The following is a 23,173-nucleotide window of genomic DNA, read 5'->3' as shown; positions in this document are numbered from 1 at the left end:
CATGGTGGCAGACCCGTCCGACACCGCGGGCGTCCGGCGGTCCGTCCACGGGGGTGTTACCGGCCACAGGGGTCGGGCTAGGCTCGGTGGGGATGACTGATACGCAGATGGTGCCCGCCCTGCAGCTTGCAGGCCTCGTGAAGCGCTTCGGCGACAAGACCGCGGTGGGCGGCGTCGACCTGGTCGTTCCCGCCGGATCGTTCTACGGACTGGTCGGGCCGAACGGAGCCGGAAAGACCACGACGCTGTCGATGGCCACCGGCCTCCTGCGTCCCGACGCCGGCGGCGCCTGGGTGCACGGTGTCGACGTGTGGGCCGATCCGGTGCGCGCCAAGGCCATCATCGGAAACCTCGCCGACGGCGTTCGCCTGTTCGACCGTCTCACGGGCGAGCAGCTCATCACCTACACGGCGATGATGTTCTCGGTGCCGCGCGATGAGATCGCCCCCCGTGTGGCCGATCTCATCGCACTGATGGACCTGGGTGAGGCGGCCGGGACGATCGTCGCCGACTACTCCGCCGGCATGACCAAGAAGGTGGCGCTGGCCTGCGCCCTGGTGCACGCTCCCCGTCTGCTCGTGCTCGACGAGCCGTTCGAATCGGTCGACCCCGTCTCCGCCGCCAACATCGAGGACGTCCTGCGCTCCTACACGTCATCGGGCGGCACGATCATCATCTCCAGCCACTCGATGGACCTCGTGCAGCGCATGTGCGACCACGTCGCCGTCATCGCGGCCGGTCGTGTCCTGGCCGCCGGCACCGTCGATGAGGTGCGCGCGGGCGAGAGTCTGCAGGACCGGTTCCTCTCCCTCGTGGGAGGCCGCCACACCTCGGAGGGACCGCAGTGGTTGCGACAGTCCTGAGGCTGAGATACCGCATCCTCGGCAACACCCTCGCGCGTCGTCCCTGGCAGCTGGTCGGCTTCTGCTTCGGCATCCTGTGGGCGATCGGCATCCTCACCTCCGTGATCGCAGGGCTCGTCGCCGTCGCGGTGTTCCAGAGTCTGGACGGTGCGCGCGCCGTCGCGATCATCGGCGGATCCGCCCTCCTGCTGGGCTGGGTCCTGGGCCCCGTGCTCGTCACGGGCATGGACACGACGGTGGATGCCGACAAGCTCGCCCCGTTCCCGCTCAGCACGCGGCAGATCATGCTGGCCCTCACCGCCACCGGTCTCACCGGCATCCCCGGCATCGCCACCGCGATCGCGGCACTCGCGACGATCGCCCTCTGGGTCCGCTGGCCGCTCGCCGCGGCCAGCGCTCTCGTGTGCGTCGCCCTGGCGGTGTTGACGTGCGTCGTGGCGTCCCGGCTCGTGTCCGCGCTCTCGGGCGGCATGGGGGCGAACCGACGCGGGCGAGAGTTCATCGGCACGATCGTGCTCGTCCTGCTGATCATGGCCGGGCCCATCGTGACCGGCACCCTCGCACTCACGTCGACGGCCGGCGTCCGCGAGCGGATCCCCGAGGTCGCGGGCGTGCTCGGCTGGACGCCGATCGGCGCCGCATGGGCCGTTCCCGCCGACGTCGCGGCCGGACAGTGGGCAGCTGCGGCGGCGCGGCTGCTCATCGCCGTGGCGACCCTCGGCGTGCTGTGGCTGCTGTGGGCCCGCGCTCTGCGCGGTGCCGTCACCGCGCCCCGGCAGCGCACCGCCAAGGTCGCGCGTTCGGGAGCGCTCGGCCTGTTCGGGCGTATGCCCACCGGGGGAGTGGGAGCGACGTGGGCGCGGTCGCTGACGGCCTGGCTGCGCGACCCGCGGTACCTGCGGCAGCTGCTCATCGTGCCGCTGTTCCCGCTGCTGTTCGCGTTCACCGGCGGTATCGACGGCTTCATGTTCTCCAGTTCCGCGGTGCTCGTGGCGCTCGTGCTGTGCCTCGCCGGGTACACCGACGTCTCCTACGACGGCACGGCCTTCGCGTCGGTGCTCGCGACCGGCATCCGCGGACGCGACGACCGTCTCGGCCGCATGCTGGGGGCGGCGAGCATCGGCATCCCGCTCATCGTGCTGCTGGCCGTGGTGACCACGGCGGTGGGCGGGCACCTCGCGCACCTGCCCGGCATCCTCGGGGCCTCGCTCGGTCTCGTGCTCGGCGGCTACGGCGTCTCGGCGGTGTCGTCCGCCCTTCTCGTGACCCCCGTCGCCGCCCCCGGCGACAGCCCGTTCAAGAGCGTGCCGGGCCAGACGTTCCTGACCGGTCTGCTCGTGTTCGTCGTGATGGGCGCCTGCCTCGTCATCGGAGCGCCGGCCATCGCGTTCGCCGTCGCCGGGTTCATCACCGGCGCGGCCGTCTGGGGGTGGGTGGCGCTCGTCGTCGGCATCGTCGTCGGCGGAGGCGCCGCGGTCCTGGGGGTGTGGCTCGGCGGCCGGACGCTGGATCGCACCGGTCCCGACCTGCTCCAGCGCATCAAGGCCTTCCCGACGACATGACCGATGTTCTGATCCTCGGCGGCACCGGCTGGCTTTCGGGCCGGATCGCCCGGCGCTGGCAGGATGCCGGTGCCGCCGTGACCGTCCTCGCCCGCGGCGCCCGCGACGCGCCCCGCGGCACCCGGCTGGTACGCGCCGATCGCGGGCGCGACGATGCCTACGCCGCCGTCGCGGACCGGGAGTGGGACGAGGTCGTCGACATCTCCTCGTCAGCCGCCCACGTGCGCGGCGCGACCGCCGCGCTCGCGGAGCGGACGCGGCACTGGACGTACGTGTCGAGCGTCTCCGCCTACGCCACCGACGACACCGCGGGCGCCGACGAGGCCGCCCCCCTCGCGGCGGCCGCCCAGCCGGGCGACCCGTACGACTACCGACGCGAGAAGGCCGCCGCCGAGCAGGCCGTGCGGGCGACGCTCGGCCACCGCGCGGCCGTGGTGCGCCCGGGCCTGATCGCCGGCCCGGGCGATCCCACCGACCGCTTCGGCTACTGGGTCGCCCGCTTCGCCGCCGCCGCGGATGAGCCGGTGCTGATCCCCGACGTGCCCGGTGCGCGCGTGCAGGCGATCGACGTCGACGACCTGGCCGACTTCGTGGTCGAAGCCGGCCGGGCGCGGTTCACCGGTGCAGTCAACGCCGTCGGCGACAGCCTTCCGCTGGAGGCGGTGCTCGCCGCCGCACGCAGCATCGCCGGCCACACCGGTGCGCTCGTCCCGGCATCCGCGCCGTGGCTCGCCTCCCGAGGAGTCGGGTACTGGGCGGGGGAGAGATCGCTTCCGCTGTGGCTGCCCGAGGACATGCCCGGCTTCGCCACCCGCTCCAACGCGGCTTACCGCCTGCTCGGCGGCCGGCTGAGGCCGCTCGAGGAGGTGTTGCGGCGCGTGCTCGCCGACGAGCGCGAACGGGGTCTGGACCGTTCCCGTTCCGCCGGCCTCACCCGCGCCGACGAGCGGGAGCTTCTCGACGCCCTCGCGGAGTGACGGCGTCGATTTGCGACGACGCCGCGCCGCGCGATAGCGTCTCCGCATGCACGCGGCCGCTCCTGTCACCGTCCCCACGGTGCTGCGTGCGCGCCGACGTCAGGCCGGCCGCCGACTCTAGGCGACCCCGCGAGCTCCCTGTCGCCGTGACGGGTCGAGTCGCCGGTGTCGCCGCTTCGAGCCCACCGTTTGCCGACTCACGTCACAATAAGGTTGAACAATGACCCTTTCGGTCGCCGTCTCCGGCGCTTCCGGCTATGCCGGCGGCGAGATCCTGCGCCTCCTCGCCGCCCATCCCGACGTCCACATCCGCACCGTCACCGCGCACAGCAACGCGGGCGATGCGCTCATCCAGCATCAGCCGCACCTGCGTTCGCTGGCCGGTCTCACCCTGCAGCCGACGACGCCCGAGGTGCTCGCCGGCCACGATGTCGTCTTCCTCGCCCTCCCGCACGGCCAGTCCGGTCAGTACACCGATGCGCTCGCCGAGACGCCGCTGGTCATCGACGCCGGTGCCGATCACCGCCTGACCTCCTCTGCGGCGTGGGACGCGTTCTACGGCGGCGCCTTCCACGAGCCGTGGACGTATGGCGTGCCGGAGCTGATCGTCGGTGCCGGCGGACAGAAGCAGCGGGAGCGTCTCGTCGGCGCCTCCCGCATCGCGGCCCCGGGCTGCAACGCCTCCACGGTGGCGCTGAGCCTCGTTCCCGGCGTCGCTGCCGGGGTGATCGATGCGCGCGACATCGTCAGCGTGCTGGCCGTGGGGCCGTCGGGGGCGGGAAAGAGCCTGAAGACGAACCTGCTCGCCTCCGAGATCCTCGGCACCGCGAACCCGTATGCCGTCGGCGGCACGCACCGCCACATCCCCGAGATCCAGCAGGCGCTCGCGGCCGCCGGTGCTCCCGATGCCCGCGTCTCGTTCACGCCGGTGCTGGTGCCGATGGCCCGCGGCATCCTTGCCACCTCCACGGCGCCGATCGTGGACGGCGTGACGGATGCCGAGATCCGCTCGGCCTGGGAGAGCGCGTACGACCGGGAGACGTTCGTGCAGCTGCTCCCCGAGGGCCAGTTCCCCCGCACGGCGGACGTGCTGGGCGCCAACACCGCCCTCATCGGCCTCGCGATCGATCGCGCCGCGAACCGCGTCGTCGTCGTGACCGCCGTCGACAACCTCGTCAAGGGCACCGCCGGTGCCGCCATCCAGTCGATGAACATCGCCCTGGGCCTTCCCGAGGCCACGGGTCTGACCGTGAACGGAGTGGCACCGTGAGCGTCACCGCCCCTGCAGGATTCGCCGCCGCCGGTGTCGTGGCCGGCCTCAAGTCGACCGGCAAGCCCGATGTCGCCGTCGTCGTCAACCGTGGCCCGCTGAACGTCGGCGCCGCGGTCTTCACCAGCAACCGCGCCAAGGCGAACCCGATCCTGTGGTCGCAGCAGGCCATCCAGGACGGCGCCGTCGAGGCGATCGTGCTCAACTCGGGTGGCGCGAACTGCTTCACCGGCGCGTTCGGCTTCCAGACGACGCATCAGACGGCCGAGAAGGCCGCCGAGCTGCTCGGCGTCAGCCCCGGCGATGTGCTCGTGTGCTCGACCGGGCTCATCGGCACGGGCGACGAGGTCTTCCGCGCGAAGGTGCTCGACGGCACCGAGCGCGCGATCGCCGCGCTGTCGGACGATGGCGGAGACGGCGCGGCGCGCGCGATCATGACGACCGACACCGTGCCGAAGATGGCGGTGGTCACCGCTGAGGGGTGGACCATCGGAGCGATGGCGAAGGGTGCGGGGATGCTCGCTCCCGGCCTTGCCACGATGCTCGTGGTCATCACCACCGACGCGGTGCTGTCTGCCGCGGAGGCCGATTCGCACCTGCGTGCCGCCACCCGGGTGAGCTTCGACCGGCTCGACTCCGACGGCTGCATGTCGACCAACGATCAGGTCACCCTCATGGTCAGCGGAGCCAGCGGCCTCGCGCCGGATGCGGAGGCGTTCCGTGCGGCACTGATCCAGGTGTGCACCTCTCTTGCCCGACAGCTCCAGGCGGATGCCGAGGGTGCGAGCCACGACATCACCATCCGGGTCGTGGGCGCGGCATCCGAGGACGACGCCGTCGAGGTGGGGCGCTCGGTCGCGCGTAACAACCTCTTCAAGGCCGCGATCTTCGGAAACGACCCCAACTGGGGCCGCGTGCTGGCCGCGATCGGCACGACGCAGGCGGCCTTCGACCCCTACGCCGTGGATGTGAGCTTCAACGGGGTGCGACTGTGCAGCGCGGGCGCACCGGACCGCCCCCGCGAGGAGGTCGACCTCACGCCGCGCGCGACCGACGTGCTCATCGACCTCAAGGAGGGCGAGGAGGCGGCGACGATCTTCACCAACGATCTGACGCACGACTACGTGCACGAGAACAGCGCGTACAGCTCATGACCGGCAAGATCCAGCAGACCACGCCCGAGGAAGCCGCCGAGAAGGCCGCCGTCCTCATCGAGTCGCTGCCGTGGCTGCAGCGCTTCCGCGAGCAGATCATCGTGATCAAGTACGGCGGCAACGCCATGGTCTCCGAAGAGCTGCAGGACGCGTTCGCGCAGGACATCGCGTACCTCCGGTTCGTCGGTGTCAAGCCGGTCGTCGTGCACGGGGGAGGCCCGCAGATCTCGCAGATGCTCGATCGGCTCGCCATCCCCAGCGAGTTCAAGGGCGGCTACCGGGTGACCTCGACCGAGGCGATCAGCGTCGTGCGGATGGTGCTCACCGGTCAGGTGAACCCGCAGCTGGTCGGGCGCATCAACGCGTTCGGCCCCTTCGCCGTCGGCGTGTCGGGGGAGGACGCAGGGCTCTTCCAGGGGCGGCGGCGCGGCGTGGTGATCGACGGCACCGAGCACGACCTCGGCGCCGTCGGCGACGTCGTCCGCGTCGACCCGCAGCCGGTGCTCGACCAGCTCGCCGCCGGTCGTATCCCGGTGGTCTCCTCGATCGCACCCGACCTCGACAACCCCGGGCACTCGCTGAACGTCAACGCGGATGCCGCGGCAGCCGCTCTGGCCGTCGCGCTGGGCGCGGCGAAGCTCGTCGTGCTCACGGATGTCGCGGGCCTCTACGCCGACTGGCCGAATCGCGACTCGCTGGTCTCGCATCTGACCGCCGATGAGCTGCGCGCGATGCTGCCGCGGCTGGAGTCGGGCATGATCCCGAAGATGCAGGCGTGCCTCGACGCCGTCGACGGCGGCGTCGACACCGCGGCGATCATCGACGGACGCCAGCCCCATTCGGTGCTGGTCGAGGTCTTCACGGAGCAGGGAATCGGAACAGAGGTGGTGGCGCAGTGAGCGGCGTACAGAACGTGAGCGTGCAGGAGTCGGATCTGCTCGAGGCGACGAGCGCGGTGTGGCAGGAGGATGCCGGGCGCGACCTCGTGCGCAACGCCGGCGACCGGATGGCCCTGTTCGTCCGCGGCGAGGGCTCGTCGCTGTGGGACGCTGACGGGCGCCGCTACCTCGACTTCCTCGGGGGCATCGCCGTCACCTCGCTCGGTCACGCACACCCCGTCTTCGTGGAGGCCGTGTCACGCCAGGCCGCCACGCTGTCGCACGTGTCGAACTTCTTCGCGACACCGCCGCAGCTGGCGCTGGCCGCCGAGCTGAAGCGCCTGTCGGGTGCCGGAGACACCGGACGCGTGTACTTCGCGAACTCGGGCGCCGAATCGAACGAGGCCGCCTTCAAGCTCGCCCGCCTGCACGGCGCGGCGACGGACGCGCGCGCCGCGCGCCCCCGCATCCTGGCGCTGAAGGATGCGTTCCACGGCCGCACGATGGGAACGCTCGCCCTCACCGGAAAGCCGTACATGCAGGCACCGTTCCTGCCGATGGTCCCCGGGGTCGAGTTCCTCGACTCGACGGTGGAAGCCCTCGAGGCGGCCATGGGCGACGACGTGGCGGCCCTGTTCGTCGAGCCCATCAAGGGTGAGGCGGGTGTCGTTCCGCTGCCGGAGGGATACCTCGCCGCGGCACGCGAGATCACCGCGCGTCACGGTGCGCTGCTGATCGTCGATGAGATCCAGACGGGCGCGGGTCGCACCGGCGCCTGGTTCGCCTTCCAGCACGAGGGCATCGTGCCCGACGCGATCACCGTCGCCAAGGGCATCGGCGGCGGCTTCCCGATCGGTGCGCTCATCACGTTCGGCGCCGCCAGCGACCTCTTCTACCCGGGCACGCACGGCTCGACCTTCGGCGGCAATCCGCTCGCGACGGCGACCTCCCTGGCCGTGCTCGGCGAGATCGATCGCGCGGGACTCGTCGCCAACGCCGCCGTCCGCGGCGAGCAGCTGCGCGCCGCGATCGCTCAGATCGACTCCGCACTGATCGAAGGATGCCGCGGACGCGGTCTGCTGCTGGGCGTCGCGCTGCGGCATCCCGTGGCCGGTGCGCTCGTCGCCGCCGCGCAGCAGCACGGGCTCATCGTCAACGCCGCCAACGACAGCACGATCCGCATCGCGCCCGCGCTGACCATCGGCGACGTCGAGATCGACGAGTTCATCGACCTGTTCACCCGCTCCCTCGCGACCGTCGCCGACGCCCTCGTGCTCGACGCGTCCGACCCCTCGACCCCGGAGGCCTCCGCATGACCCGCCACCTGCTCCGCGATGACGATCTCACCCCGGCCGAGCAGGCCGAGATCCTCGATCTGGCCGTCGCCCTGAAGAAGGATCGCTGGAAGCTCAAGCCCCTCGAAGGCCCCCAGACCGTGGCGGTCATCTTCGACAAGAGCTCGACGCGCACGCGCGTGTCGTTCGCGGTGGGCATCGCCGATCTCGGCGGATCGCCGCTGATCATCTCGACCGCCAACAGCCAGCTCGGGGGCAAGGAGACGCCGTCCGACACCGCGCGGGTGCTGGAGCGCCAGGTCGCGGCCATCGTGTGGCGCACCTACGCGCAGGCGGGCCTGGAGGAGATGGCGCGCGGCACGACCGTTCCGGTGATCAACGCCCTCAGCGATGACTTCCACCCGTGCCAGCTGCTCGCCGACCTGCTCACCATCCGCGAGCACAAGGGCGAGCTGAAGGGTCTGACCCTCACGTTCTTCGGCGACGGCACCTCCAACATGGGGCACTCCTATGTGCTGGCCGGCGTCACCGCCGGCATGCACGTGCGCGTCGCCTCGCCCGCCGCATATGCCCCCCGCGCCGACGTCATCGCCGATGCTTATCGCATCGCGGCGACGACCGGCGGCTCGGTCACGCTCTTCACCGATCCGGCCGAGGCGGCCGCCGGCTCCGACGTCATCGTCACCGACACCTGGGTGTCGATGGGCAAGGAGGAGGAGAAGATCCAGCGCGTCCACGACCTCGGCGGATACAAGGTCACGCAGGAGACGATGGACCTCGCCGATCCCGACGCGATCTTCATCCACTGCCTCCCCGCCGACCGCGGGTACGAGGTGGATGCCGAGGTCATCGACGGACCGCAGAGCGTGGTCTGGGATGAGGCGGAGAACCGGCTGCACGCCCAGAAGGCCCTGCTGGTCTGGCTGTTGCGCCAGCAGTGATCGGGATGCGGACGGTGGGACGACGATGACGGCCCCCCGTCCGCTCCGCGCGCGCACGTTGGATGGCGACGGCAGGCTCGCCGGCGTCGATCTCGCGCGGGGTCTCGCGGTGTTCGGGATGTTCGCCGCGCACCTGCTGGTGATCGCCCATTTCGATGCTGCGCAACCCGAGACGTGGGTCGATCTCGTCAACGGGCGGTCCTCGATCTTGTTCGCGACGCTCGCGGGGGTCTCGATCGCTCTCATGACCGGTGCGCGGGCGAGCGCGGGCAGCAGGCCCGCGACGGGTCGCACGCTCGTCGTCGCGCGGCGACGCCTGGTCGTGCGGGCGGCGATCATCTGGGGCATCGGGATGCTGCTGAATGCCACGGGTGTGCCGGTCTACGTGATCCTGCCGGCCTACGGCATCCTGTTCCTCCTCGCGGCGCCGCTGCTGCGCCTGTCGGCATCCACCCTTTGGGTCCTCGCCGCGGTCGTCGGCGTCGGCGCCCCCTGGGTGCTGCCACTGGCGGATCGGGCGCTCGTGGACGCCGGGGCGATCGGCGGCGACCTCGTTCTGCTGCTGGGCTGGCACTATCCCTTCCTCGTGTGGGCGGCCTTCCTGATCGCGGGTCTGGCCGCCGCGCGCTCCGACCTGCGATCGGCGCGCACCCTCGTCGCGCTGGTCGTCGGTGGCGCGGCGTGCGCGATGGCGGCCGCCGCGGCATCCACGGTCATCGACCTGCCCGAGGACTCGTACCTCGGACGGGTGCTGGCCGACGGCGCGCACTCCGGCGGTGTGCTCGAGGCGGTCGGATCGGGCGGCTTCGCTCTCGCCGTCATCGGCCTGTGTCTGCTGATCTGCCGCACGCCTGCGCGCACCGTGCTGCTGCCCGTTCGCGCCGTGGGATCGATGCCGCTCAGCGCGTACGTCGGGCAGATCGTCGCGTGGGCCGTGTGGGCATCCCTTGCCCTGGGCGACGTCGGCGACTTGTCGGGCTTTCGCGACCTGCAGCCGTTCTGGCCGTTCGTCGGCGTGACGCTCGTGTTCTGCACCGCGTGGGCCCTCGTCCTCGGCCGCGGCCCCCTGGAACGCGCCCTGGCATACGCCACCCGCGCGGTCATCCCCGGTTGAGCCGTTCATCCGTCCCCTCCCGCCGCATCTGCAGCGGCGACACGACCCCACGGGACGGATGAACGGCGAAGATCGCCGCGAGCCAACGCTGCGGCGATCTTCGCGGCGGCGGGAGCAGCGTCCCGATGCAGGTCTACGGCCGTCAGGCGCACGACCTCCCAGCCCGCGGCCACGCAGGCCGCGTGCTTCTCGATGTCGCGCTGCCATTGCTTCGGCGATCGGCGGTGGTGATCGCCCTCGTACTCCACGAGGACGCCGTGGTCCGGGAAAGCCAGTTCGGTGAAGCCGATGGGTCTGCCGTCCACGCCGAACACGTCGACGTCGAGGAGGGGCTCGGGTAGCTGCCGGCGCGCGCACGCGAGACGTATCCGCGTCTCCGGTGGTGAGGCCGCCCCGACCCGGATCAGCCCCAGTGCCGCGCGCAGTCGCGCAGCACCGACGCGGCGGCCGGCCTCCATCGCCTCCAGCAGGTCGTCACGCGTCGCCAAGGCGTCAGCGGGCGTGCCGCGATGCATCCCCCGTCGCCGCGGGATGTGCACGATCGCGTCACCCACCTCGACGAGCTCGCCCACCGACAGCAGCGGAGCCAGCTGCACCCACACCGATGCCGGCGCGGCCACGCGCAACCCGCGCCGCACGCCGGTCCTCGTGAGCTCGGCGCGCAGCTGATGGCCCCGCACCCCCACGCCCTTCGGTGCTCGCCGCTCGCCGAGCACGGCGACGTCGATCGCTTCGGCGCCGCGCAGCAGCACCCGCAGCGGAAGCGGCAGATCCCAGATCACCGCCGCCGTGACGTGGGTGTACAGGATGCCGGGGACCGCTCGGGTCGCATACGCGCGCGCCGCCCGCTGGATCGTCAGCCGCAGCCGCGCATTCTCGTTCGCAGCGGGCGACGCGTCATCGTCCACCGCAGCCGCGGACTCCGCTGGAGGCCGCGATCGCACGCCCCGGAACGGCGAGGCCAGATCGCGCGCGCGGAGCCGGCGCGGCGATACCCCGGCATCCTGCGCCTGCGCGACGGAGAACGACTCCGGAAGGCTGTCGGGCAGCGGCGACGGGCGACGACTCATCATCGCAGCGTGGCGCGCCTCCTCCCGCGCGACGGGTCGGGCGGCGGTATCTGTGCATACGTGAGCAGCGGGGCGGTGTGGGGAGGGGTCCGCGGCTCGCTCATCCGTCTCGTCTGGTCGCATCGGATGCCGCGATGCGACGCGTCGGGACGGATGAACGCGCTGCGGCGGGCTCTGCGCCGCGCGGAGCGCACCGGGCGGAGCGTCGGCGCGGTGCTCGCTAGGCTGGTGCGGTGAGCGAAACGACACCGCACGGCACGAACGACGGCGCACTCTGGGGGGCACGCTTCGCGTCGGGGCCCTCACCGGAACTTGCGACCCTCAGCCGTTCCACGCACTTCGATTGGGTGCTCGCGCCCTACGACATCGCCGGTTCGCACGCGCACGCCGCGGCGCTCGCCGCCGCCGGGTACCTCACCGCCGACGAAGAGGCGCGGATGCACGCGGGGCTTGATGCCCTGGCGGCGGCGGTCGCCGACGGTTCACTGGTCGCCCAGCCGACGGATGAGGACGTGCACGGCGCGCTGGAAGCCGCCCTCATCGCCGAGATCGGTCCGGCGCTCGGCGGCAAGCTCCGCGCGGGTCGGAGCCGCAACGATCAGATCGCCACCCTCGTGCGGCTGTACCTGCTCGACCACGCCCGCGTGATCGCCCGCGATCTCCTGCGTGTCGTCGATGCCATCGTGTCGCAGGCCGAGGCGCACGCCGAAGCGATCATGCCGGGGCGCACCCACCTGCAGCACGCGCAGCCGATCCTGCTGGCCCACCACCTGCAGGCCCACGGCTGGCCCCTCGTTCGTGATCTCGAGCGGCTCCGCGACTGGGCGGCGCGGGCGTCGGTCTCGCCCTACGGCGGGGGAGCGCTCGCCGGTGCGACCCTCGGCCTCGACCCCCAGCTGGTCGCCGACCGGCTCGGACTCGCCCGTCCGGCGGAGAACTCCCTCGACGGCACGAGTTCGCGTGACGTGGTCGCCGAGTTCGCCTTCATCGCGGCCATGATCGGTGTGGATCTCTCGCGTTTCGCGGAAGACATCATCATCTGGAACACCCGCGAGTTCGGCTTCGTCACGCTCGACGACGGCTACTCCACGGGCTCCAGCATCATGCCGCAGAAGAAGAACCCCGACATCGCCGAGCTCGCTCGCGGCAAGGCGGGACGCCTGATCGGCAACCTGTCGGGTCTTCTAGCGACGCTGAAGGCGCTGCCGCTGGCCTACAACCGCGATCTGCAGGAGGACAAGGAGCCGGTCTTCGACTCGGTCCTCACGCTCGAGACCGTGCTGCCCGCATTCGCCGGCATGGTGGCGACGATGCGTTTCGACACGGCGCGCATGGCCGCCCTCGCCCCGGCCGGATTCTCGCTGGCCACCGACGTGGCCGAGTGGCTCGTGAAGCAGGGCGTGCCGTTCCGTGACGCACACGAGATCTCCGGGTCGCTCGTGCGCGCGTGCGAGGAGCGCGGAATCGGACTCGAGGATGCCGATGACGCTCTGCTCGCGGAGGTGTCGACGCATCTGACCCCGAACGTCCGCGAGGTGCTGACGATCGAGGGGTCGGTCGCGAGCCGCACCGGCGCCGGAGGCACGGCGGGTGTCCGCGTGGCGGAGCAGCGCGCCGAGCTCATCGCCCGCTCGCAGAGCGCCGCACGCGCACTGATCGATCTCGAATAGCAGTCATATACTGATATTTTCTGGATATCAGCGATATGCTTCTTTTCATGAGTGTCGCTGTGATCGCCGACATCGTCGGATCGCGTGGTCTTCCCGATCGGGCTGCCGCCCAGCGTGCTCTCGAAGAGGCGATCGCCCGCGTCGAGCGGGACGTGCCCCTGGCGGAGCGACAGCTCACCGCGACGGTGGGTGACGAGCTGCAGGGTGTCTACCCCTCTCTGGATGCCGCCATGGCGGCCCTGCTGCTGATTCGGCTCGCGCTGCCCGACGATCTCGACTGTCGTTTCGGCATCGGGATCGGAGCGCACAGCGACGTCCCCTCCCGCGTAGGGACGCTCGCCGAGGGGCCGGGGTGGTGGGCTGCGCGGGAAGCGATCGATGCCATCCACGCCGCGCAGGCGCGCACGATCCCGGGCGCGCGCACCTGGGTCGTCGCCGATGCCCGAACCGCCGTCGACGTCCGGGTGGCCAACGCCTACCTCCTCGCGCGGGACCAGCTGGTGACCTCCATGGCGCCGCGCACCCGCCGGCTTGCCTATGGGCGGATCCTCGGGGCGACGCAGGCGGAGCTCGCGGCCGCGGAGGGCATCACCCAGTCGGCGGTTTCTCAAGCCCTCGGGGTGGCGGGGGTCGCCGCCCTCGTCGAGGGGTACAGGCAACTACGCGCCGACCCGACACCGTCATCCGAGGTGTGAGCCCCCGGCTCACGTCACCAGACCGCGAGCCAGACGACTCCCGCGACGGCGCACGCCCACAGCAGACTCGCCATCGTGCCGACGATGAATCTCTCGCGTGCGGCCGGTGTGGCCAGCTCCGTGAATCGTCCGACGCCCTTGAGCGCCACGACGATGGCGACCGCTCCGGGAAAGCCGGCGAGGATGCCGAGGGCCGCGCACGCCCGCTCGAGGTAGCCGATCGTCGTGCCGCCGCGCAGGATCTCCTCCTCGTGGACGGCATCGGTATCGCGGCCGGACATCATCTCGACGAGGATGCCGCCGCGCGGGCCCTCTGTCGTCCGGCCGCCGTCGGCGACCGACAGCACCCAGCGCGTGAACGGGTTGCCGCCGACGATCGCCAGCGCGGTGCCGAGGATCGCCAGCGCAGCGGCGGCCAGGACGGGCAGGTGCGCGGGCAGGATGCTGAGCGTGACGAGTGCGAGCACGACGATCGCCGCCGCGGCGATCAGCACCGGGCCTCGCGGACGCCGAAGCGAGATCACGACGAGGATCAGGGCCGCGCACAGCGCGATGAACAGCACGATCACGCCGATCAGCGTGACGATCGCCGGGGTGTCGGGATCCATGCCGTCAGTCTCGCACGGGGCCCTGACGTCGCCGCGGCGGCGCGGACGCGAGCCCCATCGGTGCGATCGGGGCGCGGCATCCGCCGCTGATAACCTGGGGCGCGTGTCTGAAACCGTCTCCGTGAGTGCTTCCGCGCCTGCGCGTGCGCTGGCCCCTGCCAACGACCCCTCGTTCGAGAACGTCTGGGACGAGATCGTCTGGCGGGGCCTGGTCCACGTGTCCACCGACCAGACCGCTCTGCGCGATCTGCTGGGCGGCGAGCCCATCACGTATTACTGCGGCTTCGACCCGACGGCACCGAGCCTGCACCTGGGAAACCTCGTACAGCTGCTGCTGATGCGCCGTCTGCAGCTGGCCGGTCACCGCCCGCTCGGTCTCGTCGGCGGATCGACCGGACTCATCGGCGATCCCCGGCCCACGGCGGAGCGCACGCTCAACACGAAGGACACGGTCGCCGAGTGGGTGGGCAACCTGCGTGCCCAGGTCGAGCGCTACCTGAGCTTCGACGGCGACAACGCCGCGCGCATGGTCAACAACCTCGACTGGACGGCGCCGATGAGCGCCATCGACTTCCTCCGCGAGATCGGCAAGTACTACCGCGTCGGCACGATGCTGAAGAAGGATGCCGTCGCCGCGCGGCTGAACTCCGAAGCGGGCATCAGCTACACCGAGTTCAGCTACCAGATCCTGCAGGGGATGGACTACCTCGAGCTGCATCGCCAGTACGGCTGCGTGCTGCAGACCGGCGGGTCCGACCAGTGGGGAAACCTCACCAGTGGCACCGACCTCATCCACCGCGTCGAAGGTGTCTCGGTGCACGCGATCGGCACGCCCCTGATCACCAACAGCGACGGCACGAAGTTCGGTAAGAGCGAGGGCAATGCCATCTGGCTGGATGCCGAGATGTGCAGCCCGTACCGGATGTACCAGTTCTGGTTGAACACCGACGACGCCGACATCATCGAGCGACTGAAGATCTTCACGTTCCTGTCCCGGGAGGAGATCGAGCAGTACGAGCAGCTGGTGGCCGCGGAGCCGTTCCGCCGTGCCGCGCAGAAGCGTCTCGCGCTCGAAGTGACCACGACCGTGCACGGGCCGCAGGCCACGGCCGCCGTGATCGCGGCATCCGAGGCCCTGTTCGGCGCGGGCGAACTCGAGGCGCTGGATGCCGCCACGCTGCGCACCGCGTTGGAGGAGCTGCCGCACGCGACGATCCCGGCCGGCACCACGGTGTCCCAAGCCCTGGTGGAGACGGGACTGTGCGCGAGTCTCGGCGAGGCGCGCCGCTCGATCGCGCAGGGCGGGGTCAGCCTCGACGGGGTCAAGGTCGATGACGAGTCCACCGCGATCGCGGGTGCGCTGCCCGGCGGCGTGGCTGTGCTCCGCCGCGGCAAGAAGACCCTCGCGGGGCTCTTCGTCGCTCCTGCGGCCTGACCGGGCCCGACACCGCGCCGGAGGTCGCATGCCGTTCACTGTCTCGCACGCCGTGGTGGCGCTGCCGTTCGTGCGGTCGCCGCTGCTTCCGGCGGCGATTGCGATCGGCGCGATGACGCCCGACCTGCCGCTCTTCGTGCGTGGCACGCCGGTGTCGTACCAGCTCACCCATACGAACCTCGTGGTCTCGACCCTGATCGCCGCCGCTCTGACGGCGCTGTGGTACCTGCTGCTGCGTCCCGCGGTGCGCGCGCTGTCGCCGTCGTGGCTCGCGGCGCGGTTGCCGGTGGAGTGGGATCGCGTCGGCGTGCCGCCCTGGTGGGGCCGCCGAGCGCCCGCGGTCTCCGTTCTTCTGGCAGCGCTGTCCCTGCTGCTGGGTGTCGCGTCCCACATCGCGTGGGACGCGTTCACGCACGAGGGGCGGTGGGGCACCCAGCTGTTCCCCGCGCTCGACGAGCAGTGGGGGCCGCTCCTGGGGCTCAAGTGGCTGCAGTACGGCTCCACCGCGTTCGGGTTGATCGTGCTCGCTCTCGCCGCCGCGCTGTGGCTGCGTCGACGCCGTACGGAGCCGGCGACGACCGGCATCCCGCCGATCGTTCGGTATCTGTGGTGGCTCTCGCTGCCGCTCGTGCTGCTGGCGGCGTGGGTCCTCGGCCTCGCCGTCTATGGTCCCTTCACGCCCGAATGGACGGTGCGCCACCTGGCGTACCGTGTGCTTCCGCCCGCCTGCGCCCTCTGGGGCGCGGCCACCCTCGTTCTCTGCGCCGTCATCACGGTTCGCCGCCGTCGCGCGGCGTGACGCGTTGCGTGTCACCGCGGTAATGTGAACGTGCACATCGAAGGCGAGGGCACCGTGTCGGCTGGCGAGGAGAAGGCGCGCAGCGCGAGCATCCGCGACGTCGCGCGCGCCGCCGACGTCTCGTATCAGACCGTCTCGCGCGTGCTGAACGGCCACCCGTCGATCCGGCCCGAGACCAAGCAGCGGGTGCTCGACGCCATGGCCGACCTGCGATATCGGCCGAACCAGGCGGCGCGTGCCCTCGTGACCAGCAGGTCGCAGACTCTCGGGGTCGTGCTGGGCTCGCGGGGCGAGTACGGTCCGTCATCCAGCCTCGCGGCTCTCGAGGATGCCGCGCGCGAACGTGGCTACTGGGTGAACTCCGCCTATCTGCGCGATACGCGCCCCGAGACGATCGCCGCCGCCGTCGAGCATCTGCGTCGGCAGTCGGTCGAGGGCATCATCGTGCACGCTCCGCAGGTGCGGGTGTTCGACGTGCTCGCCGAACTCGATGTCGACATCCCCTACCTCGGGCTCCACAGCGCCGAGCGGGGGATCGCGGAACTCGCGGAGGATCAGGTGCGCGGCGGCATGCTCGCCACCGAGCATCTGATCTCGCTGGGACACACCGAGATCGTGCACGTGGCGGGTCCGCAGGATTGGATCGAGGCGGAGAGCCGCATGCAGGGCTACCTGCGGGCTCTGTCGGACGCTGATCTGCCGACCCGCCCCCCGATCCTCGGTGATTGGACCGCCGACTTCGGCTACCGCGCCGCCGTGGAGCTGTCGCGCCGTCTGGACTTCACCGCGGTGTTCGCCGCCAATGACGCCATGGCGCTCGGGATGATCCACGGTTTCCGTGATCTGGGCATCGATGTCCCGCGCCAGGTGAGCGTCGTCGGCTTCGACGACATCCCCCTCGCCGCGCATGCGTGGCCGCCCCTGACGACCGTCCATCAGCAGTTCGCCGGGCTGGGCGAGCGTGCGATGGCGGCGCTGTTGCGTGCCATCGGAGAGCCGGAGGTCCCCACGGATGCCGCGAGCGGCATGAATCTGGAGCCCTCGCTCGTGGTGCGGGAGTCGTGTGCCGTCGCCCTCACGGCGAAAAGATGACGCTTCGATAACGGCGCCCTTCCGCGATTGACAACCCCGGTCGGAGGGTGCACGATGTTCAAGCGATGTGAACGGTCACATTGGGCTTCGGAGCGAAGCCCGCTCAACGAAGACAAGCTGACGACGAGGAGGTCGCGCACCATGCCGGATGCAGTGCCGATCCTGGAGATGCGCTCCATCACCAAGGAGTTCCCGGGTGTGAAAGCGCTCAGCGACGTGTCGATCACCGTCGCCGCGGGCGAAGTCCACGCCATCTGCGGCGAGAACGGTGCCGGGAAGTCCACGCTCATGAAGGTGCTCTCCGGGGTCTACCCGTACGGCACCTACAGCGGCGACATCTGGTACCGCGGCGAGGTCGTCCAGTTCAAGGACATCCGCGCGAGCGAGAACGCCGGCATCGCGATCATCCACCAGGAGCTCGCGCTGATCCCCGAGCTCTCGATCACGGAGAACCTCTTCCTCGGCAACGAGATCCAGCGCGGCGGCGTCATCGACTGGAGCACCGCACGTCTGCGCGCCGTCGACCTGCTGGCGCGGGTGGGGCTGCGCGACGACCCCGACACGCAGGTCAAGCATCTCGGCGTCGGCAAGCAGCAGCTCGTCGAGATCGCGAAGGCTCTCGCGAAGGACGTCAAGCTCCTCATCCTCGACGAGCCCACCGCAGCGCTGAACGAGGACGACTCGCAGCACCTGCTCGATCTGATCCTGTCCCTCAAGGGCAAGGGAATCTCCTCGATCATCATCAGTCACAAGCTCAACGAGATCGAGCAGATCGCCGATTCCATCACGATCATCCGCGACGGCCGCACGGTCGAGACGCTCAATGTCGCGACGGGCGCGGTGGACGAGGACCGCATCATCCGCGGCATGGTGGGTCGCTCTCTGGAGAGCCGCTTCCCCGACCGGACGCCTCACATCGGCGAGGTCTTCTTCGAGGTGCGCGACTGGACGGTGCGCCACCCCCAGATCCCCGAGCGCCTCGTCGCCAAGCATTCCAACCTCTACGTCCGTCGGGGTGAGATCGTCGGTATCGCCGGACTCATGGGTGCGGGGCGCACCGAGCTGGCGATGAGCCTGTTCGGCCGCTCCTACGGCACGTACGAGTCGGGACAGATCCTCATCGACGGCAAGGAAGTCTCGATCAAGGACGTCCAGTCCGCGATCGATCACGGCATGGCCTACGTGAGTGAGGACCGCAAGGTGCTCGGGCTCAACCTGCTCGACACGATCAAGCGCTCGATCGTGGCCGCCAAGCTGAAGAAGATCGCGCGCAACGGCGTCATCGACCCCTACGCCGAGAACGACATCGCGGACGACTACCGCAAGAAGCTGCGCATCAAGACGCCCAGCGTCGACGTCGGCGTCTCGAAGCTCTCCGGCGGCAACCAGCAGAAGGTCGTGTTGGCGAAGTGGATGTTCACCGACCCCGAACTGCTGATCCTCGACGAGCCGACGCGCGGGATCGACGTCGGCGCGAAGTACGAGATCTACGCGATCATCCAGCAGCTGGCGGCGCAGGGCAAGGGCGTGATCCTCATCTCGAGCGAGCTGCCGGAACTGCTCGGCATCTCCGACCGCATCTACACGATCTTCGAGGGGCAGATCACCGATGACCTGCCCGTCGCCGACGCAACCCCCGAGAACCTCATGCGCAGCATGACCTCCGCACGACAGAAGGCACAACGATGAGCACCGAAACGGTACCCACCAAGCGTTCAGGCGGCATCTCCGACCTGAAGAAGATGTTCGGCGGGGGCACCTCGTCCCTCCGCCAGTTCGGCATCCTGGCGTCGCTGATCGCCATCATCCTGATCTTCCAGATCTGGACCGGGGGCACGACGCTCTCTCCCCAGAACCTCATCAACGTCGTCAGCCAGCAGTCCTACATCCTGATCCTCGCGATCGGCATGGTGATGGTCATCATCATGGGACACATCGACCTGTCCGTCGGGTCGGTCGCCGCCTTCGTCGGCATCATCGTGGCGCAGTCGATGAGCGAGTGGAACATGCCCTGGCCCGTGGCGATCCTCATCGGGCTCGTCGTCGGCGCGCTCGTGGGCGCGTGGCAGGGGTTCTGGGTCGCGTATGTCGGAGTGCCGGCGTTCATCGTGACGCTCGCGGGAATGCTGATCTTCCGCGGTGGCAACCAGTGGATCGGGCAGTCGACCACCACGCCGGTGCCGCCGGAGTACAGCTACATCGGCTCGGGCTACCTGCCCGAACTTCCGATCGCCGTCGACTTCAACGTGCTCACGATGCTCCTCGGCCTCGTCGGCGTGGCGTGGATCGTCTACAACGAGTGGCGTCTGCGGCGTCAGCAGGCCAAGATCGGTGCGGACTCCGCTCCGGTCTGGGTGTCGGGCGTGAAGGTCGTCATCCTCTCGGCCGCGATCCTCTGGGCGGCGTGGCTGTTCGCCACGGGACGCCCGGGCACGAGCTTCCCGATCTCCGGCGTGATCCTGCTGGTGCTCGTCGTGATCTACTCGTTCGTCACCAACCGCACGGTGTTCGGCCGCCACATCTACGCGGTCGGCGGCAACCGCCTCGCGGCGGCGCTGTCGGGCATTAAGGACCGCCGCGTCGACTTCTTCGTCATGATGAACATGTCGGTGCTCGCCGCCGTCGCCGGAATGATCTACGTCGGGCGTGCCACGGCATCCGGCCCGCAGGACGGCAACGGCTGGGAGCTCGACGCGATCGCGGCCGTGTTCATCGGTGGCGCCGCGGTCTCCGGCGGCATCGGCACGGTCATCGGCTCGATCATCGGCGGGCTCGTCATGGCCTTCCTCAACAACGGTCTGCAGTTGATCGGCGCCCAGGCCGACGCGATCCAGATCACCAAGGGCCTCGTGCTCCTGTTCGCCGTCGCCATCGACGTGATCAGCAAGCGTCGCGGCGGTCCTTCCATCATCGGTCTGCTCCTGCGCCGTCGCGACAAGAGTGCAGCCGTGATCACAGACGTCCCCGCCGTCATCCCGACGTCGGGCACGAACGAGTCGAGCCAGCCGGCCGACCTCCCCAAGGTGTAGGTCCGGGAACGACTCGCCTCACCCTCACCAGAGAAAGTGATGAATCAATGAAGAGAATCGCTCTTGCGGCAGCCTCACTGGCCGCCGTCACGGCACTCGCGCTCACGGGCTGCTCGAGCTCCGGGCGCGGCGGCGACGCGACCGCATCGGCGGGGGCCGCCGCCGGCTTCGCCGCGGACGCCTCGATCGGCATTGCACTTCCCGACAAGACGTCGGAGAACTGGGTGCTCGCCGGTGACCTGTTCAAGAACGGCCTCGAGCAGGCCGGGTTCAAGGCCGACGTGCAGTACGCGCCGGCATCCAACACGGTCGCCGAGCAGCAGAACCAGATCTCCTCGATGATCACCAACGGCGCCAAGGTCATCGTCATCGGTGCCAAGGACGGCAAGCAGCTCGGCACGCAGCTGCAGCAGGCGGCGGATGCCGGTGTCACGGTGATCGCGTACGACCGCCTCATCGAGAACACGCCGAACGTGAACTACTACGTCGCGTTCGACAACTTCAAGGTCGGCGAGCTGCAGGGTCAGGCCCTCCTCGACGGTCTGCAGAAGCGTTCGGGCCACGGCGCGCCGTGGAACATCGAGCTGTTCTCCGGCTCGCCCGACGACGCCAACTCGGCGGTCTTCTTCAACGGCGCCATGAAGGTGCTGCAGCCGAAGATCGACGACGGCACGCTGAAGGTCGTGTCGGGCCAGACCGCCATCCAGCAGACGGCGACGCAGGGCTGGAAGGCCGAGAACGCGCAGAGCCGGATGGACTCGCTGCTCACGGCCAACTACACCTCGGCGACCATCGACGGCGTGCTCTCGCCGAACGACACGCTGGCTCGCGCCATCATCACCTCGGTGAAGCAGGCCGGCAAGAACATCTCGCAGTTCACCGTCACCGGTCAGGACTCCGAGGCCGAGTCGGTCAAGTCGATCATGGCGGGGGAGCAGTACTCCACCATCAACAAGGACACCTCGCTCCTCGTCGCCCAGACGATCAAGATGATCCAGTCGCTCCAGAAGGGTGAGACGCCCGAGGTCAACGACACCACGCAGTACAACAACGGTGTCAAGGTCGTCCCGGCCTACCTGCTGCCGCCGGTCATCGTCACCAAGGAGAACGCGGCCGAGGCCTACGCCAACAGCCCCAAGCTCCTGGACATCGTGAAGGCCGCCCAGTAAGCGACCCGCACGCCCACGACGGCCCCCGTTCTTCGGAGCGGGGGCCGTCGTCGTCTCAGCGGGGGAGCCAGACGGGGTCGCCGGCGCCCCACGGCTCCGGCGGCGAGAAGCGCGTCGGTGCCCCCGTGTAGGTGACGGCCGGCCCGGCGGTAACGACATCGTGGCCGCCGACGGTGAAGCGCTGAAGGTAGCGCGCGGGATCCGCCGGTGCGGCGAGATCGCCCGCCTCACCCCGGCGGATGCAGAGGAGTTCCGCCGCGACGCGTCGGAGGGACGTCTCGACGAGCCAGCTTCCTCCGACCTCGCCGCGACGGCGCAGTGCCGTGATCACTGCGGCGGCCAGCGCATAGCCTGCCGTGTGATCCAGCGCCTGGGCGGGGAGCGCGCCCGGGGTGCGGCCGTCGGCGGACTCGATCCAGGCGATGCCGGACGCCGCCTGCACGAGGCTGTCGAAGCCGCGTCCGCCCGCGGCACCCCACGCACTGAGTCGGGCCACGATCATGCCGGGATGCCGCGCGCACAGCGCACGGGGTTCCAGGCCCCGTCGCGAGAGGGCATCGGGTCGATAGCCGAGGACCACGATGTCCGCGGTGGCGAGAAGGCCGTCGAAGAGTCGGCGATCGGCGTCGGCATCGAGATCGATCAGGGTGCTGCGCTTGCCGTGACCGGTATCCAGATGCTGGACGGCGATCTCCGGCATCCGGGGGGAATCGACGCGGAGCACGTCGGCGCCGAGAAGAGCGAGCGTCCGCGTCGCCACCGGCCCGGCGATGACGCGGGTGAGATCGAGGATGCGCACGCCGTGAAGGGGAGCCGAGGCATCAGCGTCCATCGTTGCGATCGGGCTGTCCGCCACGCGGCGCACGGTGGTCAGCGGTGATGCCCGGAGCCGCTCGTCCGTCGCGGGATCCTCCCGTCGCACCTCGACGCACAGACCTCCTTTCCGCGTGATCATCCCGACGGCTTCTCCGGTGGACAGTGCGCGCAGCCGCGCTCGCACGCGATCGAGGCCATCGCCATCCTGCGGCGCATCGACCAGGCCGAGCCCGTCGCGCAGGGCACGCTCGTGGTGCGGGTAGTTGGCATGTGTGCGCACCCAGCCGTCCCGTGTGCGGAAGAAGCCCGAGAGCGGGGCGAAGCCGATGCCCGGCTCCCCATCCCGTCGGAACCACCGCTCGCTCGTGTACGCGACGGCGACCGCCTCGACGTCCACCGCCGTGGGAGACACACCAGCGAGGGCGGCCGCCTCCGCGCCGACGCTGGCGACGGCGCCCGTCGCCAGCGTGCCGACGGGAAGCCGCGCGAGTAGTGAACGAGGACTCATGGAGGGAGCCTACGGCGGGGTGTAGCGTGCGACACGCCCGGGACGCGGGTGTGATTTGCTCGATGGTGTCGTGGCGCGTAAGTTATTACTTGTTCGCCCCACAGGGAAGAGCGAAGGGCCGGAAGGTCTGCCGCCCTCAAGTGGAGAACGAAATCCCGTCCCGAACCTCTCGGTAGAGAGAAGAGGACTTCTGGTCTAGGATGGGTATTCTCTCGTAGCTGTTGTCGC

At 70.1% G+C, this 23,173-nt stretch carries 20 protein-coding genes; 17 read left to right on the top strand and 3 right to left on the bottom strand.

Features of this window, described 5'->3' with window-relative positions; translation table 11 throughout:
* Positions 1-92: 92 nt before the first annotated feature.
* The 9 genes from DEU37_RS09675 (at position 93) to DEU37_RS09635 (ending at position 10,054) form a co-directional block, all read left to right on the top strand.
* A complete protein-coding gene (locus tag DEU37_RS09675) occupies positions 93-863 on the top strand; it encodes an ABC transporter ATP-binding protein (protein WP_121190512.1) in 771 nt (256 codons plus the stop codon).
* Positions 845-2,425 (top strand): hypothetical protein, encoded by a 1,581-nt coding sequence (locus DEU37_RS09670; protein ID WP_121190511.1) that lies wholly within the window; start codon positions 845-847, stop codon positions 2,423-2,425. Before DEU37_RS09675 ends, DEU37_RS09670 begins: the two co-directional genes overlap by 19 nt.
* Complete coding sequence (locus DEU37_RS09665; protein WP_121190510.1) at positions 2,422-3,402, top strand: NAD-dependent epimerase/dehydratase family protein; 981 nt, start codon at positions 2,422-2,424, stop codon at positions 3,400-3,402. The genes DEU37_RS09670 and DEU37_RS09665 overlap by 4 nt, the downstream gene beginning before the upstream one ends.
* A 220-nt stretch (positions 3,403-3,622) precedes the next feature.
* On the top strand, positions 3,623-4,672 hold the full coding sequence (gene argC, locus DEU37_RS09660) for an N-acetyl-gamma-glutamyl-phosphate reductase (RefSeq protein ID WP_121190509.1): 1,050 nt from the start codon (positions 3,623-3,625) through the stop codon (positions 4,670-4,672).
* Positions 4,669-5,826 carry a bifunctional glutamate N-acetyltransferase/amino-acid acetyltransferase ArgJ gene (argJ, locus tag DEU37_RS09655; protein ID WP_121190508.1) on the top strand — a complete coding sequence of 386 codons (1,158 nt, stop codon included), beginning with the start codon at positions 4,669-4,671 and terminating at the stop codon, positions 5,824-5,826. The genes argC and argJ overlap by 4 nt, the downstream gene beginning before the upstream one ends.
* The gene (gene argB, locus DEU37_RS09650) at positions 5,823-6,725 is read left to right on the top strand and encodes an acetylglutamate kinase (RefSeq protein ID WP_005048948.1); all 903 of its coding nucleotides are present in this window, start codon (positions 5,823-5,825) and stop codon (positions 6,723-6,725) included. Before argJ ends, argB begins: the two co-directional genes overlap by 4 nt.
* Positions 6,726-6,760: 35 nt before the next feature.
* Positions 6,761-8,020, top strand: coding sequence for an acetylornithine transaminase (locus tag DEU37_RS09645; protein ID WP_121190726.1), 1,260 nt, complete (start codon positions 6,761-6,763; stop codon positions 8,018-8,020).
* Positions 8,017-8,940 (top strand): ornithine carbamoyltransferase, encoded by a 924-nt coding sequence (gene argF / locus DEU37_RS09640; protein WP_121190507.1) that lies wholly within the window; start codon positions 8,017-8,019, stop codon positions 8,938-8,940. The genes DEU37_RS09645 and argF overlap by 4 nt, the downstream gene beginning before the upstream one ends.
* A gap of 25 nt (positions 8,941-8,965) precedes the next feature.
* Entirely contained in the window at positions 8,966-10,054 is a 1,089-nt protein-coding gene (locus DEU37_RS09635) for a DUF418 domain-containing protein (protein WP_121190506.1), read from the top strand.
* Positions 10,055-10,059: 5 nt separating this feature from the next.
* Here the strand turns inward: DEU37_RS09635 and DEU37_RS09630 are convergent, their stop codons facing one another.
* On the bottom strand, positions 10,060-11,124 hold the full coding sequence (locus DEU37_RS09630) for a hypothetical protein (RefSeq protein WP_259457239.1): 1,065 nt from the start codon (positions 11,122-11,124) through the stop codon (positions 10,060-10,062).
* A 233-nt stretch (positions 11,125-11,357) separates the two neighbouring features.
* Here DEU37_RS09630 and argH point away from each other — a divergent pair, with 233 nt between their 5' ends.
* Together argH and DEU37_RS09620 are read left to right on the top strand one after the other, a co-directional pair.
* Positions 11,358-12,794, top strand: coding sequence for an argininosuccinate lyase (gene argH, locus DEU37_RS09625; RefSeq protein ID WP_121190504.1), 1,437 nt, complete (start codon positions 11,358-11,360; stop codon positions 12,792-12,794).
* A 47-nt stretch (positions 12,795-12,841) separates the two neighbouring features.
* Complete coding sequence (locus tag DEU37_RS09620) at positions 12,842-13,489, top strand: SatD family protein (RefSeq protein WP_121190725.1); 648 nt, start codon at positions 12,842-12,844, stop codon at positions 13,487-13,489.
* Between the two features lie 14 nt (positions 13,490-13,503).
* Here DEU37_RS09620 and DEU37_RS09615 read toward each other — a convergent pair whose 3' ends face one another.
* On the bottom strand, positions 13,504-14,097 hold the full coding sequence (locus DEU37_RS09615; protein ID WP_036287126.1) for a hypothetical protein: 594 nt from the start codon (positions 14,095-14,097) through the stop codon (positions 13,504-13,506).
* A 103-nt stretch (positions 14,098-14,200) separates the two neighbouring features.
* Here DEU37_RS09615 and tyrS point away from each other — a divergent pair, with 103 nt between their 5' ends.
* The 6 genes from tyrS (at position 14,201) to DEU37_RS09585 (ending at position 21,621) form a co-directional block, all read left to right on the top strand.
* Positions 14,201-15,532, top strand: coding sequence for a tyrosine--tRNA ligase (gene tyrS / locus DEU37_RS09610; RefSeq protein ID WP_121190503.1), 1,332 nt, complete (start codon positions 14,201-14,203; stop codon positions 15,530-15,532).
* A gap of 28 nt (positions 15,533-15,560) precedes the next feature.
* A complete protein-coding gene (locus DEU37_RS09605) occupies positions 15,561-16,331 on the top strand; it encodes a DUF4184 family protein (RefSeq protein WP_121190502.1) in 771 nt (256 codons plus the stop codon).
* 24 nt (positions 16,332-16,355) lie between these two features.
* Positions 16,356-17,423, top strand: a complete 1,068-nt coding sequence (locus DEU37_RS09600; protein ID WP_121190501.1) for a LacI family DNA-binding transcriptional regulator — start codon at positions 16,356-16,358, stop codon at positions 17,421-17,423.
* Between the two features lie 141 nt (positions 17,424-17,564).
* Complete coding sequence (gene mmsA, locus DEU37_RS09595) at positions 17,565-19,112, top strand: multiple monosaccharide ABC transporter ATP-binding protein (RefSeq protein ID WP_005048976.1); 1,548 nt, start codon at positions 17,565-17,567, stop codon at positions 19,110-19,112.
* The gene (gene mmsB / locus DEU37_RS09590; protein WP_005048979.1) at positions 19,109-20,452 is read left to right on the top strand and encodes a multiple monosaccharide ABC transporter permease; all 1,344 of its coding nucleotides are present in this window, start codon (positions 19,109-19,111) and stop codon (positions 20,450-20,452) included. The genes mmsA and mmsB overlap by 4 nt, the downstream gene beginning before the upstream one ends.
* A 47-nt stretch (positions 20,453-20,499) precedes the next feature.
* Entirely contained in the window at positions 20,500-21,621 is a 1,122-nt protein-coding gene (locus tag DEU37_RS09585; RefSeq protein ID WP_005048981.1) for a sugar-binding protein, read from the top strand.
* A 55-nt stretch (positions 21,622-21,676) separates the two neighbouring features.
* Here DEU37_RS09585 and DEU37_RS09580 read toward each other — a convergent pair whose 3' ends face one another.
* The gene (locus tag DEU37_RS09580) at positions 21,677-22,945 is read right to left on the bottom strand and encodes a CoA transferase (protein ID WP_121190500.1); all 1,269 of its coding nucleotides are present in this window, start codon (positions 22,943-22,945) and stop codon (positions 21,677-21,679) included.
* Positions 22,946-23,173 lie beyond the last annotated feature (228 nt).

This window comes from Microbacterium sp. AG790 (assembly GCF_003634765.1).
Classification (GTDB): domain Bacteria; phylum Actinomycetota; class Actinomycetes; order Actinomycetales; family Microbacteriaceae; genus Microbacterium.
This window is presented reverse-complemented; position numbering and strand designations above follow the sequence as displayed.

What these genes read in the sequence shown, in the direction of transcription:
- mmsA (WP_005048976.1), top strand. Translation starts at nt 17,565, where the DNA reads ATGCCGGATGCAGTGCCGATCCTGGAGATGCGCTCCATCACCAAGGAG.
- DEU37_RS09615 (WP_036287126.1), bottom strand. Translation starts at nt 14,097, where the DNA reads ATGGATCCCGACACCCCGGCGATCGTCACGCTGATCGGCGTGATCGTG.
- DEU37_RS09635 (WP_121190506.1), top strand. Translation starts at nt 8,966, where the DNA reads ATGACGGCCCCCCGTCCGCTCCGCGCGCGCACGTTGGATGGCGACGGC.
- DEU37_RS09675 (WP_121190512.1), top strand. Translation starts at nt 93, where the DNA reads ATGACTGATACGCAGATGGTGCCCGCCCTGCAGCTTGCAGGCCTCGTG.
- argF (WP_121190507.1), top strand. Translation starts at nt 8,017, where the DNA reads ATGACCCGCCACCTGCTCCGCGATGACGATCTCACCCCGGCCGAGCAG.
- argC (WP_121190509.1), top strand. Translation starts at nt 3,623, where the DNA reads ATGACCCTTTCGGTCGCCGTCTCCGGCGCTTCCGGCTATGCCGGCGGC.
- DEU37_RS09580 (WP_121190500.1), bottom strand. Translation starts at nt 22,945, where the DNA reads ATGAGTCCTCGTTCACTACTCGCGCGGCTTCCCGTCGGCACGCTGGCG.
- argB (WP_005048948.1), top strand. Translation starts at nt 5,823, where the DNA reads ATGACCGGCAAGATCCAGCAGACCACGCCCGAGGAAGCCGCCGAGAAG.
- DEU37_RS09665 (WP_121190510.1), top strand. Translation starts at nt 2,422, where the DNA reads ATGACCGATGTTCTGATCCTCGGCGGCACCGGCTGGCTTTCGGGCCGG.
- mmsB (WP_005048979.1), top strand. Translation starts at nt 19,109, where the DNA reads ATGAGCACCGAAACGGTACCCACCAAGCGTTCAGGCGGCATCTCCGAC.
- DEU37_RS09605 (WP_121190502.1), top strand. Translation starts at nt 15,561, where the DNA reads ATGCCGTTCACTGTCTCGCACGCCGTGGTGGCGCTGCCGTTCGTGCGG.
- DEU37_RS09630 (WP_259457239.1), bottom strand. Translation starts at nt 11,124, where the DNA reads ATGAGTCGTCGCCCGTCGCCGCTGCCCGACAGCCTTCCGGAGTCGTTC.
- DEU37_RS09585 (WP_005048981.1), top strand. Translation starts at nt 20,500, where the DNA reads ATGAAGAGAATCGCTCTTGCGGCAGCCTCACTGGCCGCCGTCACGGCA.
- DEU37_RS09620 (WP_121190725.1), top strand. Translation starts at nt 12,842, where the DNA reads ATGAGTGTCGCTGTGATCGCCGACATCGTCGGATCGCGTGGTCTTCCC.